The sequence below is a fragment of the Amycolatopsis sp. SID8362 genome (genome assembly GCF_010550475.1).
Lineage (GTDB): Bacteria > Actinomycetota > Actinomycetes > Mycobacteriales > Pseudonocardiaceae > Amycolatopsis > Amycolatopsis eburnea.
Genome location: NZ_JAAGNB010001421.1, coordinates 1 through 20,711, shown reverse-complemented (window position 1 = coordinate 20,711; position 20,711 = coordinate 1). Strand labels below are relative to the sequence as shown.

General features: G+C 70.9%; 18 protein-coding genes and 1 pseudogene. 3 read left to right on the top strand and 16 right to left on the bottom strand.

Annotated elements, in window-relative coordinates:
- A pseudogene (locus G3I65_RS43850) lies at positions 1-350 on the bottom strand (hypothetical protein); the annotation flags it as partial.
- Positions 351-645: 295 nt separating this feature from the next.
- Between G3I65_RS43850 and G3I65_RS43845 the strand changes: the two are divergent.
- The gene (locus tag G3I65_RS43845; protein ID WP_160701335.1) at positions 646-1,923 is read left to right on the top strand and encodes a CdaR family transcriptional regulator; all 1,278 of its coding nucleotides are present in this window, start codon (positions 646-648) and stop codon (positions 1,921-1,923) included.
- 241 nt (positions 1,924-2,164) lie between these two features.
- Here G3I65_RS43845 and G3I65_RS43840 read toward each other — a convergent pair whose 3' ends face one another.
- The 3 genes from G3I65_RS43840 to G3I65_RS43830 form a co-directional block, all read right to left on the bottom strand.
- On the bottom strand, positions 2,165-2,728 hold the full coding sequence (locus G3I65_RS43840) for a hypothetical protein (protein WP_239071811.1): 564 nt from the start codon (positions 2,726-2,728) through the stop codon (positions 2,165-2,167).
- A 9-nt stretch (positions 2,729-2,737) separates the two neighbouring features.
- Positions 2,738-4,138: a DUF6801 domain-containing protein gene (locus G3I65_RS43835; protein WP_160701334.1), complete on the bottom strand. Its 1,401-nt coding sequence runs from the start codon at positions 4,136-4,138 to the stop codon at positions 2,738-2,740.
- Between the two features lie 73 nt (positions 4,139-4,211).
- A complete protein-coding gene (locus tag G3I65_RS43830; RefSeq protein ID WP_160701333.1) occupies positions 4,212-4,850 on the bottom strand; it encodes a DUF6801 domain-containing protein in 639 nt (212 codons plus the stop codon).
- Positions 4,851-5,254: 404 nt separating this feature from the next.
- On the opposite strand from G3I65_RS43830, the gene G3I65_RS43825 reads away from it, so the two are divergent.
- Complete coding sequence (locus G3I65_RS43825) at positions 5,255-6,166, top strand: hypothetical protein (RefSeq protein ID WP_309235996.1); 912 nt, start codon at positions 5,255-5,257, stop codon at positions 6,164-6,166.
- Between the two features lie 43 nt (positions 6,167-6,209).
- Here G3I65_RS43825 and G3I65_RS43820 read toward each other — a convergent pair whose 3' ends face one another.
- The 12 genes from G3I65_RS43820 to G3I65_RS43765 all read right to left on the bottom strand — a co-directional run bounded on the left by G3I65_RS43820 (position 6,210) and on the right by G3I65_RS43765 (position 17,797).
- Positions 6,210-6,854, bottom strand: a complete 645-nt coding sequence (locus tag G3I65_RS43820) for a hypothetical protein (protein WP_160701332.1) — start codon at positions 6,852-6,854, stop codon at positions 6,210-6,212.
- A 57-nt stretch (positions 6,855-6,911) separates the two neighbouring features.
- Complete coding sequence (locus G3I65_RS43815; RefSeq protein ID WP_160701331.1) at positions 6,912-7,721, bottom strand: hypothetical protein; 810 nt, start codon at positions 7,719-7,721, stop codon at positions 6,912-6,914.
- Entirely contained in the window at positions 7,718-8,221 is a 504-nt protein-coding gene (locus G3I65_RS43810; RefSeq protein WP_160701330.1) for a hypothetical protein, read from the bottom strand. The genes G3I65_RS43815 and G3I65_RS43810 overlap by 4 nt, the downstream gene beginning before the upstream one ends.
- Positions 8,209-9,405 (bottom strand): MCE family protein, encoded by a 1,197-nt coding sequence (locus G3I65_RS43805; RefSeq protein ID WP_160701329.1) that lies wholly within the window; start codon positions 9,403-9,405, stop codon positions 8,209-8,211. The genes G3I65_RS43810 and G3I65_RS43805 overlap by 13 nt, the downstream gene beginning before the upstream one ends.
- Positions 9,405-10,469 carry an MCE family protein gene (locus G3I65_RS43800; protein WP_160701328.1) on the bottom strand — a complete coding sequence of 355 codons (1,065 nt, stop codon included), beginning with the start codon at positions 10,467-10,469 and terminating at the stop codon, positions 9,405-9,407. The genes G3I65_RS43805 and G3I65_RS43800 overlap by 1 nt, the downstream gene beginning before the upstream one ends.
- Positions 10,466-11,500, bottom strand: a complete 1,035-nt coding sequence (locus tag G3I65_RS43795; RefSeq protein ID WP_160701327.1) for an MCE family protein — start codon at positions 11,498-11,500, stop codon at positions 10,466-10,468. Before G3I65_RS43795 ends, G3I65_RS43800 begins: the two co-directional genes overlap by 4 nt.
- Positions 11,497-12,489: an MCE family protein gene (locus tag G3I65_RS43790; RefSeq protein ID WP_160701326.1), complete on the bottom strand. Its 993-nt coding sequence runs from the start codon at positions 12,487-12,489 to the stop codon at positions 11,497-11,499. The genes G3I65_RS43795 and G3I65_RS43790 overlap by 4 nt, the downstream gene beginning before the upstream one ends.
- Positions 12,486-13,490, bottom strand: coding sequence for an MCE family protein (locus G3I65_RS43785; RefSeq protein ID WP_160701325.1), 1,005 nt, complete (start codon positions 13,488-13,490; stop codon positions 12,486-12,488). Before G3I65_RS43785 ends, G3I65_RS43790 begins: the two co-directional genes overlap by 4 nt.
- Positions 13,487-14,761 (bottom strand): MCE family protein, encoded by a 1,275-nt coding sequence (locus G3I65_RS43780; protein ID WP_160701324.1) that lies wholly within the window; start codon positions 14,759-14,761, stop codon positions 13,487-13,489. Before G3I65_RS43780 ends, G3I65_RS43785 begins: the two co-directional genes overlap by 4 nt.
- Positions 14,758-15,609: an ABC transporter permease gene (locus tag G3I65_RS43775; protein ID WP_125306433.1), complete on the bottom strand. Its 852-nt coding sequence runs from the start codon at positions 15,607-15,609 to the stop codon at positions 14,758-14,760. Before G3I65_RS43775 ends, G3I65_RS43780 begins: the two co-directional genes overlap by 4 nt.
- A 2-nt stretch (positions 15,610-15,611) precedes the next feature.
- Positions 15,612-16,406, bottom strand: a complete 795-nt coding sequence (locus G3I65_RS43770; RefSeq protein WP_086860376.1) for an ABC transporter permease — start codon at positions 16,404-16,406, stop codon at positions 15,612-15,614.
- A gap of 395 nt (positions 16,407-16,801) precedes the next feature.
- On the bottom strand, positions 16,802-17,797 hold the full coding sequence (locus tag G3I65_RS43765) for an LLM class flavin-dependent oxidoreductase (RefSeq protein ID WP_309235995.1): 996 nt from the start codon (positions 17,795-17,797) through the stop codon (positions 16,802-16,804).
- Between the two features lie 162 nt (positions 17,798-17,959).
- On the opposite strand from G3I65_RS43765, the gene G3I65_RS43760 reads away from it, so the two are divergent.
- On the top strand, positions 17,960-20,711 hold a 2,752-nt coding region (locus tag G3I65_RS43760), incomplete at its 3' end, for a hypothetical protein (RefSeq protein ID WP_160701336.1).

The following is a 20,711-nucleotide window of genomic DNA, read 5'->3' as shown; positions in this document are numbered from 1 at the left end:
ATCGCCGTCAGCGGGCGCGGGGTCAGGTCGGCTTCCCGCCGCGGGCCGCGGGCGGGCCGCTGGGCCAGCAGCTCGGCGAGCAGGCCGCCGAGCAGCAGCGTGGCCACGACCGAGCCCGTCGTCGTGTCGCCGAACAGCGGCGGGAGCGCCAGGAAGAGCCACGGGTACCAGAGCCGGCGCCGCTTGAGGTAGCGGACGGCCAGCGCCACCTCGGCCGCGTCCGGGTCGGGGACGCCCCAGCGTTCGAGCAAGCGCTTACCGTGCTTCTCGCCGGGCCACAGCACGATCAGGATCGCCAGCCCGATCAGCCCGGTGAAGAGCGCGACGGCCAGTACGTTGTCCCACGGCATGCCGGACCTCCCTCGCTTGTATCAACCACATGATACAAGAACGCCGGGTAACCGCACGGCAGGCCGCTCCGCCGTTCGTATGCAGGGGAGCATGCAGTCGGCGGGGTACCTGTCATCGTTTCGCAGGCACGTCCCGTGAACTTGTCACGAAGCTGACAAGAAATCGGTTTCCTCTCATTCGAGTGACACATTCGGCGTTAGTTTTTCGATGTGTTCGTTGTCACCCCGATTCAGGTTCGGGGTGCCGGTCGCGCGTGCGCGCGCCGGAGTCCGGGGGCGGAGCGAAGGAGCTGCGATGACGGTGGAGCGCGGATTCGAACACGCTGCGCCACCGGCCGCCCTGCCCCGCAAGCTCGCGGACATCCTCCGCCCCGAGCTCGCCAGCCTCGCCGCGGAGATCGTCGACGAGATCCGCGCGACCATCCCCGCCTACGCCCGTCCGCTCGACGGGCCCTACGGCAAGTCGATCCGCGCCGGCGTCGAATACGCGATCACGTTGTTCGTCGCCCAGATCGCCGACCCGACGGTGTCGAAGGAGCAGTCGCACGAGGTGCACCACCGGCTGGGGCAGAACGAGATGCGCGAAGGCCGCAGCCTCGACACGCTGCAGTCGGCCTACCGGGTCGGCGCCCGGGTGTCGTGGCGCCGGATCATGCGCGTGGGGCGGCGAAGCGGGCTTTCGTCGGCGGTGATGTCCCAGCTGGCCGACGCGATGCTGGCGTTCATGGACGAACTCGCCTCCGTCGCGCTCGACGGCTACCTGGAGGCGAAAGCCCGCACGGCGGGCGCGCTCGAAACGTGGCGCCGCAAGCTCTTGCACCTGATCCTCGAGACCCCGCCCGCGTCGCCCAAGGCGATCGCCGAGCTGGCCCAGCTGATCGGCTGGCCGGTCCCGGCCGACGCGACCCCGGTGGCGGTCTGCCCGGCGGGCGGCGTCGCCCCGGCCCGCCGCCACGCCGGTCTCGACGCGGACGTCCTCGCCGAACTCGACACCGCCGACCCGAAACTCGTGGTACCCGGCGAACTGAGCGCCCCGCGCCTGGCGGCCCTGCAGGTGGCCCTGCCGGACTGCCGCCTGTCGATCGGCCCGTGCGTCCCGCTGACGTCGGTGGCCGATTCCCTGCGCTGGGCCCGGAACGCGCTCCAGCTGAGCGAACGCGGGGTGCTGACCCCGCGCCCGGTGCTGCGCGCCGAGGAGCACCTGGCGACGCTGCTGGTCAACTCCGACGCCGGCCTGGTCGGCACGCTGCGGCACCGCCTGTTCGCGCCGCTGGCGGACATGACGGGCAAGCAGCAGGAACGCCTCCTGGAGACCCTGCGGGCGTGGCTGGACAGCCAGGGCAACGTCGTGGAGATCGCGGAACGCCTCGGCGTCCACCCCCAGACGGTCCGCTACCGCATGCGCCAGCTCCAGGCGACGTTCGGCGACAGCCTCCGCGACCCGGCGGCCCGTTTCGAGATGGAGCTGGCCCTGCGCGCGGGCGCGGCCCCGCTGCCGCTGCGGTACCCGGTGAGCGACCTGCTCCCCTCACCGCGCACCGGGCACTCGCGTCCACAGTGGACGCCGAACTGAGCGTCAGCCCACCGGCAGGCTCGGGCTGAAGTACGGATTCTGCGGCGGGCTGCTGACCCGCGGCGCGCAGTTCATCGTCCACGGCTTCCACGTGATCGCCAGCGTGACGCCACCGGCCCGAGGGCTGGACTGCCGGTGGTGATGTCGTCGGTGACCGCTTCCGTGACGACGCCGTTAAGGCCACCTTACGGGCGTCAGACGCCCGTAAGGTGGCCTTAACGGCAGTCGGTGGCGGCGGCACTCACGTGATCGTGATGCTCGGGGTGAAGGCGGTGTTCTGCGGCGGGCTGGTGACCTTGAGCGTGCAGCTCGACGCCCACGCGGTCCACGTCCCGGTCGACTTCTTGTGCAGCTCGAGGGATTGCGATATGGCCGTGCCCATCGCGAAGCTGACGGAACCTGCCCCGCCGGCGGTGAACACCTGCGGCGTACCGTCGATCCAGAAGCTCGTGATCGGGTTGGCCGGGAACGAGCCCGCGAGCACCCCCGACGTCGGGGTCGCGTTGGCCACGCTGAACGTCGTGCTGAGCGAGCCCTGCATCTGGTCGTAGCCGAGCGCGTTCAGCAAGGATTTCACCGCGGCCGTGTACGTCACTGTGGCGTGCGGCGTGACTGTGAACGCCTGGCCGGGGTGGGGATCGGTGACGTCCAGCCGCGCCACCAGCGTCATGGCCTGGGGCGTGACCCCCGGGAACGTGCAGCCGTAGGTCAGCATGCCCGTGGTCGTCGTGAACGTCGCGCTCGCCGTGCCCGTCGCCAGGCCGGTGACGAGCAGTGCCGCCGCTATAGCCGTTCCGATCCTCATGCGATCCCCTCAGTTCGGTTTCTTGGCCGCCGCCTTCTTCGCCGCGGCAGAGCCCTGCGGGGGCCCGTTGGAGCCGTCCGGGCACTGGGTGTGGTCCGGATCGGTGCACACGATCAGGTTGTAGGTGTCGACGAACGCCTGGTTGCCCGTGCCGGAGCCCATCCCGGACAGCAGCGGGTTCAGGTCCTGGCCGGCGGCGCCGCAGCCGGTGAACATCGGCAGCTCGAAGCCCTTGTCCTTGTCCGTCCGGATGTGCCCGACGCCGAACGCTTCGTACGGGCCGCTCAGCGTGATCTCCACCGCCTTCGTCGTCACGCAGCCCGGCCCGAGGTCGAGCGGGACGCCGTTGACCTTCGCGTTGCTCAGTCGCGCCATCACCTGGAGCGTCGTGTCCAGGTACGTGTTGTCGTCCGCGTGGGTGGTGATCTTGCCGGCGAACTCGATGATCTTGCTGTTGCGCCAGTCCACCGGCAGGAACTCGACGGTCGCGGTCACCGGCACGAACCCGAAGCCGAGGAACGTGGCGGTCGCCGGGTTGAACGTCGTCGAGCCGGTCACCCGCGAGCTGCCGTCGACCAGGTTGAGGATGAACAACCCGTTGAACAGGAACGCGGGATCGGCGGTGACGGTCGCGCCGAGCTTCCGGACCGTCGACTTCGTCTGGATCGTGACCAGGCTCAGCGGGACGGCGAACTCGTCCTCGGTCGGCGGGTCACCGGGGGCGGGCTCGTCGGCGGCCGCGGCCTGCTGCTGCGCCTTCGCGCCCGGCGTCACCTTCGGCAGGACGAGCACCTTGCCCAGCGTCGTCTGCTGTTCGGGGTCCAGCGCGCACGCGACCGGCTTCGCGGCCGGCTCCGCGGGCGGCGGGACGGCGGCGAGCGCGAGCGATGGGGCGGTGACGTCGAAGGTGACGGCGCCGACGGTGTTCAGCGCGATCTCGGGCACGGTGCCGGTGGCCGCCAGGGTGACGTCGCCGGCCTCCGGCAGCGGGGTGGCCGGCACGGTGAGGGTGACGGGGACCTTGTCCGCGCGGTCGTCCTTGTGCACGTTCAGATCGAGCCGCACCTCGCCCGCCAGCGAGCCGGCGGTGGCGCCGGCCGGGAGGTACGACAGCGCGACGTCGCGGGGGAGCGTGAGCTTCGCGGAGAACGCGCCGAGGGCCAGCGAAGTCCCGGTCCGCGCCTGGGCGGGCAGCGTGGCCGCCGTTTCGACGGTGAGCGCGCGGGCGCCCGCCGGGTCGGGGAACGGGCACGTCACCGACACCGACGTCGCCGCCTTCGTGTCCGGTGGGACCGCGGGCGCGGGCGCGGCCGAGCCGACTCCCGTGAGCGCGCCGTTCACCGCGGACAGCAGGCCGACGCCTGCCAGCGCGGAGAGGGTGAGGGTGCGGGGCCGGACTCGACGTGGCATCGGTTTCCCTGGGTGCGTGCGGAAGTTGCGGGGTGGTCCCGGTGCGGGCGGGTGCCCGCACCGGGAAACCCGGTCAGGAAACGGTGATGTTCGGGCTGAACGCGATGTTCTGCGCCGGGCTGGTCACCTTGAGGGTGCAGTTCATCGTCCACGGCGACCAGGTGTTGGTCGACTTCTTGTGGAACTCCAGGTTCGCCGACAGCCCGCTCGTCAGCGACAGGGTCGCGGTGCCCGGGGTCGCCTGCGCGGTCCAGTTCGGGATGCTGGACCCCGAGTCCTGCGAAATGACCACGGTGATCGCGCCGCCGGTCGGGTAGATCACCTCCGGGATGTTCAGCCCGGAGGCCGACGGCTGCGACAGCGTGCCCGCCGACGCCGTCACCGGCACCGTCGCCTTGCCCCGGATGCCGTCGTAGCCGACCGCGGTCAGCAGCGAGTGGACGGTGGAGCTGATCGTCGCGGTGCCGCCGACGTTGCTCGGCGTGACGGTGGTGCTGTGCACGACGGTGTCGGGCGCGTCGAGGTGCGCGGTGATCGCGACCGGCTGCGGCGAGATGCCGGGGAAGGTGCAGTTGTAGGTGATGCCCGCCGTGCCCCCGGCGGCGTAGGTGATGGTGGCGGCGGCCGCGGTACCCGCGGTGAGCACCGCGATGGCGCCGATGGCGGTCGCGGTCGTGGCGATACCGGCGGACAGTCTGCTGAGTCGGGACATGCCTGTCATCTCCTTTGATTCAGTTCAGTCTCGGCTTTGGCTGATCGATTGCCCGCTGCCGTTGATCCCCCATCGCTTCACCCGCCCCGATTGCCCCGGGCGGCGGGACGCGATTCACCGGCGTGCGAGGTGGAGGTCCATCTGCCGAAATCGAGGCTACTCGCCAGTTCACTACGGAACAAGACTTCCGGACCCTCACGGGTGAGCCCCCGGAGTGGTCCGGTGAATTCTTGTGCGAAGTCGCGCAGCGGCACAGTCGGATTTGGCGGATCGTGACAAAGAACGCGCGTAACGGAGATCCGCGGGCGGCTACGGTCTACCATTTGTGATCTTGCGGGGGCAAGTACGGATAACGTAACCGGAGAAATGAGGCTATCGTGCCGGGTTCTTCACGTTGTGGACGGGTGTCATTCACGCGTGCCGCATTCGCGCTGACGGCGGCGCTGGCCGTCTCGTCGCTCGCCCAGCCCGCGTCCGCGGCCACGGTGGGCGGCGTGATCGCCTGGGGCAAACCGGATTACGACGTCACGATCCCGCCGCCGGACGCGCTGACCGGCGTCACCGCCGTGTCGGCGGGCAGCACGACGGCGCTGGCGCTCAAGGGCGGCGCGGTCCTCGCGTGGGGCGCGAACAACTGGGGCGCCAACGAAATCCCCGCGGCGGCGACCTCCGGCGTCAGCCAGATCGCGTCGGGCTGGGGGCACGAGCTGGCCCTCAAGAGCGGAAAGGTCATCGCCTGGGGCAACAACTGGTACGGGCAAACCACCCTGCCCGCGTCGGTGTCGAGTGGAGTGATCGCGATCTCGACGTCCAACATGCACAGCCTGGCGTTGAAGCAAGGCGGGCTGGTGGTGAGCTGGGGAACGCGGACCGACGTGCCGGCGTCGGCGCAGTCCGGCGTCACCGCGATTTCCGCCGGCGGCGACCACAACCTGGCGCTCAAGAATGGCGGCGTGCTGGCCTGGGGCAGCAACACCTACGGCCAGACGACCGTGCCCGCCGGGCTTTCTTCCGGTGTCACCGCGGTTTCCGCCGGGTTCAACCACAGCCTGGCGCTGAAGGCGGGCCGCGTGTACGCCTGGGGCCGCGACAACTTCCACCAGACCGAGGTGCCGCCGGAGGCGCTGTCCGACGTCGCCGGCATCGACGCCGGGTTCAACCACAACGTGGCCTACAAGACCAACGGGGACATCGTGGTCTGGGGCTCGAACTTCGTCGGGGAGACGGCCCCGCTCTCGTGCGGGCCGGTGTTCGCCGTTTCGGCCGGGGACAACGACAGTTTCGCGCTGAAGGAAGACCCGGCCGCGCCCTGCTGAGCCGCCGGGTGGCGGGCTTCGCGGCCCGCCACCCGGGTCCTGCTCAGGTGGCGTCGCTGGCCAGGTCGAGCGAAATCGTGTTGCCCGGCCCTGAAACCAGGGCGCCGAGCGCGATGTCGGCGATGAAGCAGTTGGAGAACTCGGGGATGGTGTAGGTACCGGTCACGGTGATGGCCGGCGCGGTGATGTCGATGTCCTGCGCGGACAGCGTCAGATCGAGCGGGGTCTTGGTCTTGCAGCTGCCCGGCACGGTCGGCAGCGGGATGATCGGCACGATCGGGCCGGCCCAGATGTCGTAGATCTCCATGTTGGCCTTGGCCTTCGTGACCAGGTTGCCGTCGGCGATGGTGCCGGTGGCCGGCCCGAGCGGGGTGACCTTGACCTTGGCCTTGATCCGGAAGATGCCCGCCAGCAGCGAAATGTCGGCCTGCGACGGCGGCAGCGCGAGGTCCGCGCTGAGCCCGACCGACCCGGTCTGGTCGTCGATGAGCAGGTTGCCCTTGAGCGAGCCGGGGCCGAGCTTCATGGTGCTGCCGGTCTTCTTCACCGTGGTGCTGCCGGTCACCTTGTAGGACACGGGGATCGGGATGACGTCGGCCGACGCCGGGGTCACGGCGACCCCGGTGAGCACGAGAGCCGCCGTCGAGGTGAGGACGGCCAATCTCCTCAGCTGCGTTGCCACGGACATAGTTGTTCTCCCTTTGCGTTTTCCCGTCCGTCCCGGGTGCTCCCGGAAACGGTGAAGTCAGCGCGGTTCGAGTGCGGTTATCGTCCACGTGCCGTCGGTGCGTTCGGCGGTCACGGAAAGCTGCGCCGCCGCGTTGTCGGTCGCATTGTTGTCGGCCCGTACGGCTGATTGATCGAGAAAGACGAGTAACCGCGCGTGATTGCCCCGGAGTTCTTGCACGGCGATCGCCGAAACGCGCGAAGTGAGGACGAGTTTCTGCTCGGGCGCTTTCTGCCGGACCTGGGCGAAGAGCTTGTCGTACGAATCCTTGGCGGCGCCACGAAGCACCGCGGCGGCGGCCTTTTCGGTGACGTCGGTCCGATCGTAGGAATAGGAGAAGATCCGGTTCACGGCGAGGGTGATCGCGGAGGTGACGTCGGCGGTGGCGCCGACATCGGTGAGGGCCAGGTTGGCCGCGGCAGAGGTCTCGGCGGCGGAGCGGGCTTCGACGGTGAACCAGGTACCGGCCCCGGTGAGGACGACGGCGGCGGCGATGAGGAGGGCGGGAAGCCGGAGCCAGACCGGGCGGGTCTTGGCGGGCTCGGGGTCGGCTGATGCGGTTTCGTCGGGCGCCGGGTCGGGCTCACCGTCGGTCGCAGGCTCGCCCGCTTCGCCGATCATGGCGGCCGGTTCGCCTGCGGGCGTGTGGTCGGCTTCGGCCACCGGGTCGCCAGGCTCGCCGCCGCCCGCGCCTACAACCTGCTGCTCGGCTTCGGCCACCGGCGCGCCGGACTCGCCGCCGGCAGCGACTACGACTTGCTGCTCGGCTTCGGCGGGTTCGATCCCAGCCGTGTGCTGCACCTCGTCCACCGTCTCCGCGCGGTTCATCGGCTCCCCACCGCCAGCTGGTCGAGCGCGCTCAGCTTCCACCCATCGGCAGTCCTCGCCAGCGCCGCCGCGAAGCGGTTGCGCTTCACCGCCGGCGCCACGCCCTGCTTCGCCATCGTGATCTCCACCGAGGCCAGCATCTTCGCCGTCCCCGCGTGCTCGTCCAGCTCGCTCAGCGCCGCGTCCAGGACCCGCCCCGTCGACACCGTCGAGTTCGCCGCCAACGCCTGCTTCGTCTGCGCGTCCGTCCGGGCCAGCTGGTCGTGCAACGGCCCCGTCGACGCCGACAACCACCGCGCCAGGCCGCCGTCGACGTCGTGGTAGTCGAGGCTGTTCAGCTCCGCCACCAACGTCCGGCCGCTCGCCAGGGCTTCGTCGCGGGCGGCTCCGTAGGTCACCGCCGGTTCGTGGGCCGCCGCGTACCAGGACCAGCCCGACCAGCCCGCGAAGATCGCCGCGGCCAGGGAGACCGCCGCCGCTCCGTGCTTCAGCGCAGCCACAGCATCTCCTCCAGGCTCGTCTTCGTCGCCTGCGTGCCGATCGACAGCGGGCCCACCGGCACCGCGTCCGGGACCGGCGGGTGCGGCGCGTTCTGCGTGCCGCGAACCGAGCTTTCGTTGCCGTACGGCAGCGTGCACGCCGCGTCGGTGTTCAGCGGCAACGGCGAAAGGTCGCGGCTCGACCGGTGCGGAGTGTCCTCGTAGCCCTGCAGGCACGACGGCGGGTTGTCGAAGTTCAGCACCAGGCCCATCCGCAGCTCGTGGCGGTGGTCGTCGATGGCCGAGCCGACCGCGGCCACCGCGCGGGGGACGTTCGCCAGCAGCGTCTCCTCCGCCGCCGTGCGGGTGCCGAACACCCGGGCCGTCGTCAGCAGGTTGGCCAGCACGATCGGCAGGCCCGGGTCGTTCTCCTTGAGCAACGACGAAAGCTCCGTCGCCGCCGGGGGCGCGGTCGCGATCAGGCGCCGCAGGTCGCCGTCGGACTTGGCCAGCTGCTGGGCGAACACGCGGGCGTTGCCGCTGAACGAGCGCCACTCCGCCGACGAATCGACCTGGGTGCGCAGCACCGTCGCGCCGTCGTTGATCAGCTTCGACGTCTGCGGCAGGTGCGCGCTCGCCTGCTGGGTGAACGACGTCGCCGAATCCATCAGGGTCTGCAGGTCCGGGCCCGCGCCGCGCAGGGCGTCGTCGAGCTCGTTCACGACCGTGCGCAGGTCCTGCGTCGGCACCGACGCCGTGAACGAGTCCAGGTCGGTCAGCAGGCTGTTCACCGGCAGCGGCAGCGTGGTCGACTCGCGCCGGATCACCGAGTCCCCGGTCAGGAACGGCCCGCCCGAGGTGCGTGGCTGCAGGTCGACGTACTGCTCGCCGACCGCCGACCGGTTCGCCACCACCGCTGCCGAATCCGCCGGGATGGGCGGGGCGCCGTCGTCGATCAGCAGGTCGGCTTCGGTCCCGGTGAGGGTGAGCCGCAGTTCGCCGACGCGGCCGACGGCGACGCCGCGGTAGGTCACCTCGCCGTTCGTGAACAGCCCGCCGCCTTCGGCCAGTTCGAGCTTGACCGTGTAGCTGCCGGAGCCGAACAGCCGGCCGAGACCGGCGTAGTTCGCGCCGACGAACGCCGTCGTGGCCAGCGCGATCACGACGAACAGGACCACCTGGATCCGGACTCTGCGGGTCAGCATCACTGGCCTCCCGAGGGGAGCGGGAGCGGCGGCAGCCCGGGTGGCACGCCTTCGCCGGGCGGGGGCAGCGGCACGCCGGGCGCGGGGATCATCGAGGCGAACGTGTTGATGTAGTCGCCCTTCACCGCGGGGAGCACCGAGTCCGGGAACGGGAACGTCGGCAGCAGCTGCAGCGACTGCGGCAGGTCCTCCCCGGCGGCGGCCAGCTGCCCCAGGATCGGCGCGAGCGCCCGCAGGTCCGCGACCATGTCGTCGCGGCTGCGGTCGACGACGTCGGTGGCCACGGTCGAGAGCCGGTCGAGCGCCTGCAGCATCGAGACGAGCTGGGTCCGCTGCTCGGTGAGCGACCGCAGCCCCGGCGTCAGATCGGTCAGCGCGCCGGAGACCTGGCTGTGGCGGTTCGCGAGCGTCGCCGACAGCCGGTTCATGCCGTCGAGGGCCTCGGTGATGTCCGAGCGGTGCGCGTCCAGGTCGGTCATCAGGGTGTTCACCCCGGACAGGAACGAGCGGATCTGCTCCTCGTTGCCGTCCATCACCTTCGACAGCTCGCGGTTGATCGTCTGCAGCTGCCCGATGCCGCCGCCGTTGAGCAGCAGCGAAAGCGCGCCGAAGATCTCCTCGAACTCGGGGTTGCGGTTGGTGCGGTCCACGGTGATCGTGGCCTTGTCCGCCAACCGCGCGACCCCGGCCCCGGACGGCGAACCGTCCGGGGCGGCCAGCTCGACGAACTTCTCGCCGAGCAGGCTGGACTGGCGCAGCCGCGCGATCGCGTTCGCGGGCAGCACGACGTCGCCGTTGACCTCCAGCACGGTTTCGGCCGTCCAGCCGTCGCCGCCGAGCCGGATCTCGCGCACCCGCCCGACCGGGACGTCGCCGACCTTCACCGCGGCCTGCGGCACCAGGTCGAGCACGTCGGCGAACTGCACGGTCACCGAGTACGGGTGGTCGCCGACGTCGGCGCCGCCGGGCAGCGGCAGGTCGTAGACGCCCTTGAACTCACCTGAGGACGAGCAGCCGGCGAGCAGCAGGCACCCGACGGCCGCGGTGGCGAGGACCCGTTTCACCGCCCACCCCCGTTGGTGTAGACGTCGCCGGTGACCGGCAGCGGCAGCGGCTCGAGGTAGTAGTCGGGGTTCTCGCGGCCGAGCAGCCGCCCGGTCGCCGGGTCGACCGCGTTGAGCACGTTCGTCACCGCCAGCGGGACGGCGTCGATCGTGCCGGCCAGCGAGGCGCGCTGTTCCACGAGCGTCCGCGTGGTCGTCACCAGGTTGTCCACATTGGACTTCAGGGCGCCGCGGTTGTCCCGGATGAACGCCTGGACGTCGGCGAGCGCGTGGCCGAGACCGTCGAGCGCCTGCGCCAGCTCGCCGCTGTTGGCGGCCAGGGTGCCCGAGATCTGCGACAGCTGCTGGTTGACGTTGCCGACCTGCTGGTCGTTGGTGGCCAGCATGGTGGTGAACTGCTGGAGCTCGTCGACCGTGCCGAACAGGTCGCCCGAGTTCCCGGCCAGCGTGCGCGCCAGCTGCGCGAAGTTGCGTACGCTGTCGTTGAACGCGCGGCCGTTGCCCTGCAGGTTCTGCGCGCCGGTCTTGAGCAGGTCCGACAGCGCGCCCTGGGAGTTGGCGCCGTTCGGGCCGAGCGCCTTCGACAGGGAATCGAGGCTGGCGTAGAGCTGGTCCAGTTCGACCGGGGTAGCGGTGCGCTGCACCGGGATCGACGCCCCGTCCGGCAGCCGCGGCCCGCCGCGCGCCGGCTTGGCGAACTGGACGTACCGGTCGGCGACGACGCTGGGCGCGATCACCAGGACCGTGGTGTCCTCGGCGACGCCGACCGAGCCGTCGACCGTCATGTCCACCTGCACCTGCTCGCCGCGCGGGGTGACCGCGTCGACCTGGCCGATCCGGACGCCGAGCACCCGGACGTCGGAGCCGGGGTAGACGCCGACCGCGCGGGTGAAGAAGGCGGTCACGTGGTGCTGCCCGCTGCCGGAGAACACCCACCACAGCGCCGCCGTCACGACGAGGGCGAGCAGCAGGGCGGCGGCGATGAACCGGGTCGTCAGGACACCGGCGCGGGTGGTGGTCAGCGCGCTCACTTCGTCCCTCCCGGGTTCTTCGGCACGGTGCACGGGTCGTGGTTCTCCGGGATCAGCCCGCACAGGTAGGCGTCGATCCAGCGGCCGTTGCCGGTCGTGTTGGTGACCACCCGGAAGTACGGCCCGGCCAGTTGCAGGCCCTTGGTCAGGTTGTCGTTCTGCCGCTTGAGCAGGTCGGTCACCTGGCTCAGCGACTGCAGCGCGGGCCTGAGCTGATCGGCGTTGTCCTTCACCAGCCCCCGGAGCTGCTCGGCCAGGCGCGCCGAGCCGGTCAGCAGGTCGTGGATCGCGTCGCGGCGCCGGTTGAGCTCGGTGAGCAAGAGGTTCCCGTCGTCGATGAGCTTCTCGAAGTCGTCGTTCGAGTTCGCCAGCGTCGTGGTCAGCTGCCGCGCGTTCGCGAGCAGTTCGGCGATCTGGCTGTCCCGGCTGGACACCGTCTGGGACAGCTGCGACAGCCCGTCGAGCGCGCTGCGGACGTGCTCGGGGGAGTTGCGGAAGGTGTCCGACAGCGTGGTGAAGCTGTCCGCGAGCTGCTTGGTGTCGATCGCGCCGACGGTGTCGGCCAGCCCGTTGAAGGCGTCGGTGACGTCGTAGGGCGTGACGGTCCGGGTCCGCGGGATCGGCCGGTCCGGGTCCTGGACGTCGTCGCCGGTCGGGTTCAGCGCGAGGAACTTGCGGCCCAGCAACGTCTTGATCTTGATCTCGGCGGAGGTCCGGTCGCCGATCCAGGCGTTCTTGACCCGGAAGGTGACGAGAACGTGGTCGTCGGCGAGCGCGACGTCGCGGACCTCGCCGACCTTGATGCCGGCGACCCGGACCTCGTCGTCCGCCTGCAGGCCGGCGGCCTCGGAGAACTCGGCCTCGTAGGTCGTGCCGCCCCCGACCACTGGCAGGTTGTCGTAGTTGAACGTGACGGTCAGCAGCGCGGCCAGCGCGACGCTGCCGATCACGCCGAGGACGATCGGATTGCGCTCCTTGAAGGACTTCACGGCTCGCACCTCGGCGTCGGGACGATCACGCCGCGCGGGGGCGTGGTGGCCAGGGTGGCGCGGCAGAGGAAGAAGTTCATCCACGAGCCGTAGGAGGCCACCCGGCCGATTTCGTTGAACTTCACCGGCAGGTTGGTCAGGAAGCTGTCCACATCGGACTGGTTCTGGACCAGGCCGCCGGCGAGGCCCTTCAGCCCGGCGATGCTGTCCTTCAGCGGCGGCCGGGCCTGCTCGAACAGCCCGGCGGTGGACTGCGTGAGGTCGCCGATGCCGCTGATCGCGTCGCCGATCGCGGCGCGGTCGCCGGCCAGCCCGGACACCAGCTGCCGCAGCGTGGACACGAGGTTCGCCAGCGCGTCGCCCTTGCCGTTGACCGTTTTCAGCACCGAATTGAGGTTCCCGATCACCTCGCCGATCACCTTGTCGCGCCCGGCGAGGGTGGTGGTCAGCGAACCGGTGTGGGCGAGCAGGCTTTCGACGGTGCCGCCTTCGCCCTGCAGCACCTGGACGATCTCGCCGGACAGCTCGTTGACGTCGTTCGGCGACAGCGCCTGGAACAGCGGCTTGAAGCCGTTGAACAGGTCGGTGAGGTCCAGCGCCGGGGTCGTGCGCTCCAGCGGGATCTCCCCGCCCTCGGGCAGCTGCTCCCGGGTCGCGGTGTTGCCGCGCTCCAGCGCGATGTAGCGCTGGCCGACCATGTTGCGGTACTTGATGACCGCCTTGACGTCGGCGGGCAGCCGCCGTCCGCGGTCGAGGGAGAACGCCACCAGCGCGCGGTTGTGGTCGCTGATGTCGAGGGACTCGACCTGGCCGACGCGGACGCCGGAGATGCGGACATCGTCGCCGACGTTGAGCGAAGTCGCGTCGAGGAACTTCGCGGTGTAGCGCTCGGTGGCGCCGACGCCGGTGTTCGTGATGGACACGGCCAGCAGCGTCGTCGCGATCGCCGTGACGGCGATGAAGATGATGCTCTTGATCAGCGGGGCGACGATGTTCCTCACTTGAGCTTCACCTCCGTGCCGCGGTAGAGCGGCCCGACCAGCACGCTGCTCCACGCCGGGACGTCGGCGGCGGGCACCCCGATCGACGGCGCGACCAGGGTGGCCAGCAGCTGCTGCTCCTGCGGCGAGTTGGCGACGCCGAGGTCGCCCTGCCCGCCGGTCAGCAGCGGGTGCCCGGAGCTGCCGGGCGCCGCGGCGGCGGTGCCGATCGTCGGGGCCACGCCGGAGGGGTAGCAGCGCGGCTCGCCGCCGGCGGTGTAGCGCGGATCGTCCTTGCCGGGCAAGTACTTCCCGCTGTCCGCGGTGACGGCGACGTCGGCGTGCAGGCCCGGCTCACCGGTGCCGGCGCCGAGCACCTGGTCCATGGATTTCCTCAGTGCGTTGAGCGAAGCGAGGGTGCAGGCGAAGCTGGGGGAGTACTTCGCGGCGACTTCCAGCGGCGCGCGGCTGTCGGCGGCCAGGGAGATGAGGTTGTCGCGGTTGTTCGCCAGGAAGGCCGCGACCTCCTGCGAAGACGAGGTCACCTGCTGGTAGACCCCGGTCAGCTCGCCCTGCTTCTCCTTGACGGTGTTGAGCGTGACGGCGGAGGCGGTGAGCGCGTCCAGGAGGTCGGGGGCGATGTCGCCGTAGAGGTTCGAGACGGTCGCGAGGTCGTGGATGTCCGACGTCAGCTGCGGGAGGTCGGGGTTGAAGTTCTTCAGGTACGCGTCCGCGGTGCCGATCGTCTGCCCGAGCTGCTCGCCGCGACCCTGCAGCGCCGTCGAAACCGCGGTCAGCGTGGTCGCGAGCTTCTGCGGCTGGACGGCCTGGAGCACCGGCAGCAGGTTGTCGAAGACGCGTTCCAGCTCGATCGCGTTGGCCGAGCGGTCCTGTTCGATCGTGTCGCCCGCGGTCAGGTGCGGGGCGCGGACACCGTCCGGGATGGACAGCTGGACGTACCGCTCGCCGAACAACGTCTTCGGCACCAGCAACGCGGAAACGTTGCGCGGCAGCATGTCCACCTTGCCGGGCTCGAGAGCAAGCGCTATCTCGGCGCCCTGCGGCGTCGCCCGGACTTCGCGGATCTCGCCGACGAGCACGCCGCGGGCCTTGACCTGCCCGCCCGCGGACAGCTGGTTGCCGATGCGGCTCGTCTTGAGCGTCACCGGGACGGTGCTGACGAAGTCCTTGTCGTACACCTTGATCGAGAGCGTCACGAGCACGCCCATCACCACCAGGAACAGCACGCCCGCGGTGCGGATCCCGGCCTTGCGGCGGGTGTCCCGGCTCATCCGGCCACCTGCACGGTCGTCGTCGCGCCCCAGATGGCCAGTGACAGGAAGAAGTCGAGCACGCTGATCGCGACGATCGCGGTGCGGACCGCGCGGCCCACCGCGACGCCGACGCCGGCCGGGCCGCCGCTCGCGCGGAAGCCGTAGTAGCAGTGCGCCAGGACCACCACGACGCTGAACACCAGCACCTTCCCGAACGACCACAGGACGTCGCCGGGCGGCAGGAACAGCAGGAAGTAGTGGTCGTAGGTGCCCGCGGACTGGCCGAAGAACCACACGGTGATCTGCCGCGAAGCGAGGTAGCTCGACAGCAGGCCGATGGCGTAGAGCGGGATGACGGCGAGGAAACCGGCGATCACCCGGGTCGTCACCAGGTACGGGACGCTGGGGATGCCCATGACCTCGAGGGCGTCGATCTCCTCGGAGATCCGCATCGCGCCGAGCTGCGCGGTGAACCCGCAGCCGACGGTCGCGGACAGGGCGAGGCCGGAGACCAGCGGCGCGATCTCGCGGGTGTTGAAGTAGGCGGAGACGAACCCGGCGAACGCCGACGTCCCGACCTGGTTGAGCGCGGAGTAGCCCTGCAGGCCGACGACCGTGCCGGTGGCGACGGTCATCCCGATCATCACGCCGATCGTGCCGCCGATGACGGCCAGCGCCCCGCTGCCGAAGCTGACTTCGGCCAGCAGGCGCACGATCTCGCGCAGGTAGCGGTGCACGGCCCGCGGGATCCAGGCGATCGCGCGGAGGAAGAAGAGGATCTGGTCGCCGAGGGTGTCGAGGAAGCCGAACCGGCGGTCGACGGCTTCGCGCACGCGCGCGGCTCTTGGCAGGTCCGTGGTCGTCACGCTCAGCTCCCCTTCGGCGGCACGAGCTGCAGGTACACGGTGGTGAGCACCAGGTTCAGCACGAACAGCAGCAGGAACGTGATGACCACGGACTGGTTCACGGCGTCGCCGACGCCCTTCGGCCCGCCCTTGGGGTTCAGCCCCCGGTAGGCGGCGACCACGCCGGCGACGAAGCCGAAGATGAGCGCCTTGATCTCGCTGATCCACAGGTCGGGCAGCTGGGCGAGCGCGGAGAAGCTCGCCAGGTACGCGCCCGGCGTCCCGTGCTGCATGATCACGTTGAAGAAGTAGCCGCCGAGCACGCCGACGACGCTGACCATGCCGTTGAGGAAGATCGCTACCCCCATCGCGGCGAGCACCCGCGGCACGATCAGCCGCTGCACGGGCGAGACACCGAGGACCTCCATGGCGTCGATCTCTTCGCGGATGGTCCGGGACCCCAGGTCGGCGCACATCGCGCTGCCGCCGGCGCCGGCGATGAGCAGCGCGGTGACGATCGGGCTGGCCTGCTGGATGATCGCGAGCACGCTCGCCGCGCCGGTGAACGACTGCGCGCCGATCTGCGTGGTCAGCGACCCGATGTGCAACGCGATCACCGCGCCGAACGGGATGGAGACCAGTGCCGTCGGCAGGATCGAGACGCTCGCGATGAACCAGAACTGCTGGACCAGCTCACGCACCTGGAACGGGCGGCGGAAAGTCAGCCGGACGACGTCCAGCCCCAGCCCGTAGAGCCGTCCGGTCTGCCGCAGCGCAGCGGCCCCGGGGAACGACGCCGTCGTCGTCCGTTCGGCCATTCGTGTGCCTCCCCAGCGGTTTCGGCGGCACGCCGAATACACCCGAGGTGAGCAAGGGGAAATGGTCCGAACGGGGTAACAATTGTCGGCCATTCACGGTCTCGGGGGACACCGTGCCGTTTCCTACTGGTCGGTACGCTAACGACGGCCCTGCTGGGAGACAAGAACTTGAGCAGGATCACGCGGTCACGGGCTGGTAACCGCGCATTTCTTGTCGAGTACTGACAAACGGGCCGGATCTTGTTGTCAGTGGAGGAAAAGAAAATCGCTCGCCGGGCGTGGTGAGCGGAGACGACCTGCGCGGTCGTGACCATTCCCGCTCACCGGAACGGCGGGCTGGACGGGCACGCGGGGAGGGTAGAACCCCGCGTGCCGCACGTCCAGACGAGCCGGCGTCAGGACTTGAGGCCGGCCACCAGCTCGTACGACCGGACCCGGTCCGCGTGCCCGTGCACCATCGTCGTGATCATCAGCTCGTCCGCGCCCGTGTCCGCCAGCAGCTGCTCGAACCCCTTCTGGACCGTCTCAGGCGAGCCGATGATGCTCGACCCGAACCGGTCGGCCAGGAACGCGCGGTCGATCTCGGTGTACGGGTACTCCGCGGCCTCCTCCGGCGTCGGCAGCGCGATCGGCCGCCCGCGGCGCAGGCTCAGGAACGTCAGGCCCGACGGTCCCACCAGGAACTGAGCGCGCTCGTCCGTCTCCGCCGCGACCACCGAAACGCCCAGCATCACGTACGGTTCGGACAACACTGCGGACGGCTGGAAGTTCTCCCGGTACAGCTGCACCGCCGGGATCGTGTTCTCGGCCGCGAAGTGGTGGGCGAAGGAGAACGGCAGCCCCAGCCGTCCGGCGAGCTGGGCGCTGAAGCCGCTGGAGCCCAGCAGCCACACCGGGGGCTGGTTGCCCTCCGCGACCACCGCGTTGACGCCGCGGGCCTCCGAATGCGTGAAGTAGCCGATCAGCTCCTGCAGGTGCTCCGGGAAGTTGTCCGCCGACAGCCCGCCGGGGCCGCGCAGGGCGAGCGCCGTGCGCTGGTCGGTGCCCGGGGCGCGGCCGATGCCGAGGTCGATGCGGCCCGGGTGGAACGCCTCCAGGGTGCCGAACTGCTCGGCGACCACCAGCGGCGCGTGGTTGGGCAGCATCACGCCGCCCGAGCCGACGCGGATGCGCTCGGTCGCGTCGGCGACGTGGCCGATCAGCACCGACGTCGCCGAGCTGGCGATGCCGGGCATGTTGTGGTGCTCGGCCAGCCAGTAGCGGTTGAAGCCCAGCCGTTCCGCGGCGCGGGCGAGGTCCAGGGTGTTGCGCAGCGTCTCGCCGACGGTGTTCCCCTCCGACACGGGGGACAGGTCGAGCACGGACAGCGGCACGTCAGGCAGTGAGCTCACAACCGGGGTCAACGCCCCGGTGCCCGCATTGCTTCCCGGGCGGCGGTGACGATCTTCACGCCGTTCGCGCGGATCGGCCGCGGAACGGGCCGCAATGGCGATACGGTGTCCGAACCGGAAAAGGAGAAATCAGGAGGACGGGTGCCGCGTCCGGAGCGACCCCTGGATCCCGGGGACGATCTGCTGACCGAATTCGCCGCCGATCTCCGGCGTTTGCGCGAGAGCGCCGGGAACCCCACTTATCGCGAGCTCGGCCGCCGGGCGCACTACTCGGCCGGCACGTTGTCCGATGCCGCCGGCGGGCGGAAACTTCCCAGCTTGGCGGTGACGCTGGCCTACGTCCGGGCCTGCGGCGGGGAGCCCGGTGAATGGGAGGAGCGGTGGCACGTCGTCGCCGAAGAGTCCCGCCGGGACGGTGCCGATTCACCGCCCGAGTCCGATTCCGGCGAAATTCCGCCTTACGTCGGCCTCTCCGCATTCACCTCAGCTGATGCGCGGCGATTCTTCGGCCGGGACAAGCTCATCGAAAAGCTCGATGCGCGACTGACGAGACAACGTTTTCTCGCCGTGCTCGGCGCGTCCGGATCGGGCAAGTCCTCGCTGCTGCGCGCCGGTCTGCTGCCCGCCGTCAAGGGGCCGGTCGTGCTGCTCACCCCCGGCGCCCGGCCGCTGCAGGAGTGCGCGGTCAGGTTCGCCGCCGCGCTCGGCGTCCCGGCCGGCGCCCTGCTCGACGACTTCGCCGCGCACCCGCGCAACCTCGGTCTCGCCGCCCGCCAGCTGACCGACGACGGCGCCGGCGACGTCGTGCTGGTCGTCGACCAGTTCGAAGAGGTCTTCACGCTCTGCCAGGACGACGACGAGCGCGCCCGCTTCCTCGACGCGCTGGTCGCCGCCACCACCGGCACGGAGAGCCGCACGCGGGTGGTGCTCGGCATCCGCACGGACTTCTACACGCACTGTGCGCGACACGCGGTGCTCGCCGAGGCGATGCAGGACGCCCAGGTCCTGGTCGGCCCGATGACCACCGAGGAGCTCCGGCAGGCGATCTCGCGGCCCGCCGTCGACGCCGGCTACCGCGTCGAGAACGCTCTGGTCTCGCGGCTGGTCGCGGACGCCACCGGCCGGCCCGGCGTGCTGCCGCTGCTCTCCCACGCGCTGCTGGAGACGTGGCGGCGCCGCCGCGGCACGACGCTCACCCTCGCCGGCTACGAGTCGACCGGCGGCATCGAGCGGGCCATCGCGCAGACGTCGGAAGGCACGTTCGGGAAGTTCTCGGGCCGCCAGCAGCGGCTGGCCCGGCAGATCTTCCTCCGGATGACCGCGCTCGGCGAAGGCACCGAGGACACCAAGCGCCGGATCGGCCGCGCCGAGCTCGACACCGACGACGAAGACACCGCCGTCGTGCTCGGCGAACTGGCCGCGGCCCGGCTGGTCGCCCTCGACGACACCGGCATCGAGATCACGCACGAAGCCCTCATCCGGGGCTGGCCGCGGCTGCGCGAGTGGCTCACCCAGGACCGCGAAGGCCTGCGCGTGCACCGGCAGCTCACCGAGGCGACCGGGGCGTGGGAGTCCGTCGGCGAAGACCCCGGCTGGCTCTACCGCGGCACCCGGCTGGCCATCGCGCGGGAGTGGGCCGCGCGCCAGGACTCCGCGCTGTCCCGGCGGGAACGGCGGTTCCTCGACGCGAGCCTCGCCGTCGAGCACGCCGAACAGGAGCGCGACCGCCGCCGCACCCGGCGGCTGCGGCAGCTGGTCGCGCTGCTCGCCGTGCTGCTCGTCTTCGCGGTGGGCGCCACCGTCTACGCCGTGCGCGCCGAGTCGACGGCCACCGAGCAGCGCAACAGCGCGCTCGCCCAGAAGGTCGCGGGCCAGGCGCTGGCCATGCGCGCCACCAACCCCGCGCTGGCCGCGCAGCTCGCGCTGGCCGCGTACCGGCTCGACCCCGGCGCCGACGAGCGCAGCAGCGTGCTCGGGATGTTCGCGACGCCGTACTCGACCCGGCTCACCGGGCACACCGGCCGGGTCAACACCATCGCCCTCCGCCCCGACGGCCGCGTCATGGCCACCGCGAGCTGGGACAACACGGCCCGGCTCTGGGACGTCGCCGACCCTCACCACCCGGTGCCGCTGGGCACCCTCGGCGGGCACACCGCCAACGTCAACAACGTCGCGTTCGCCGCCGACGGCCGGACCGCCGCCACCGCGAGCTTCGACGGCACCGTCCGCGTCTGGGACGTTTCGGACCCGGCGCGCCCGGGCCCCGGCACCGTGCTCGAAAGGCACGAGGGCAAGTCCTACGCCGTCGCCTTCAGCTCGGCGGGGCCGCTGCTGGCCACGGCCGACGTCACCGGCACGCTCCGGCTCTACGACACGGCCGACCCGGCCCGCCCGCGCCCGCTGGGCGAGCTGACCGGGCACACCTCCTACGTCAACAACCTCGCCTTCAGCGCCGACGGCAGGCTGCTCGCCTCCGCGTCGGCCGACAAGACCGCGCGCGTCTGGGACGTCGCTTCGCGGACGCAGCTCGGCGTGGCGGCCGGCCACACCGACGTCGTGCACTCGGTCGCGTTCAGCCCGGACGGGCACACCCTCGCCACGGCGAGCCAGGACCAGACGGCGCGGCTGTGGGACGTCACCGACCCGGCCCGCCCGGCGCAGCTGGCGTCGCTCACCGCGCACAAGGCGATCGTGCGCTCGGTCGCGTTCACCGCCGACGGGCGCACGCTCGCCACCACCGGCTTCGACCGCACGGCCCGCCTTTGGGACGTCGTCGACCCGAAGCAGCCCCGCGAGCGGCTGTCCCTGCCCGGGCACATCGGCGCGGTCGGCTCCGCGGTGTTCACCCGCGACGGCCGCACCCTGGCCACGGCCAGCGACGACCAGACCGCCCGGCTCTGGGACCTGCCCGGCC

Coding starts and splice junctions, on each gene's coding strand:
- G3I65_RS43845 (WP_160701335.1), top strand. CDS start 646: ATGACGGTGGAGCGCGGATTCGAACACGCTGCGCCACCGGCCGCCCTG.
- G3I65_RS43840 (WP_239071811.1), bottom strand. CDS start 2,728: ATGAGGATCGGAACGGCTATAGCGGCGGCACTGCTCGTCACCGGCCTG.
- G3I65_RS43835 (WP_160701334.1), bottom strand. CDS start 4,138: ATGCCACGTCGAGTCCGGCCCCGCACCCTCACCCTCTCCGCGCTGGCA.
- G3I65_RS43830 (WP_160701333.1), bottom strand. CDS start 4,850: ATGTCCCGACTCAGCAGACTGTCCGCCGGTATCGCCACGACCGCGACC.
- G3I65_RS43820 (WP_160701332.1), bottom strand. CDS start 6,854: ATGTCCGTGGCAACGCAGCTGAGGAGATTGGCCGTCCTCACCTCGACG.
- G3I65_RS43815 (WP_160701331.1), bottom strand. CDS start 7,721: ATGAACCGCGCGGAGACGGTGGACGAGGTGCAGCACACGGCTGGGATC.
- G3I65_RS43805 (WP_160701329.1), bottom strand. CDS start 9,405: ATGCTGACCCGCAGAGTCCGGATCCAGGTGGTCCTGTTCGTCGTGATC.
- G3I65_RS43780 (WP_160701324.1), bottom strand. CDS start 14,761: ATGAGCCGGGACACCCGCCGCAAGGCCGGGATCCGCACCGCGGGCGTG.
- G3I65_RS43770 (WP_086860376.1), bottom strand. CDS start 16,406: ATGGCCGAACGGACGACGACGGCGTCGTTCCCCGGGGCCGCTGCGCTG.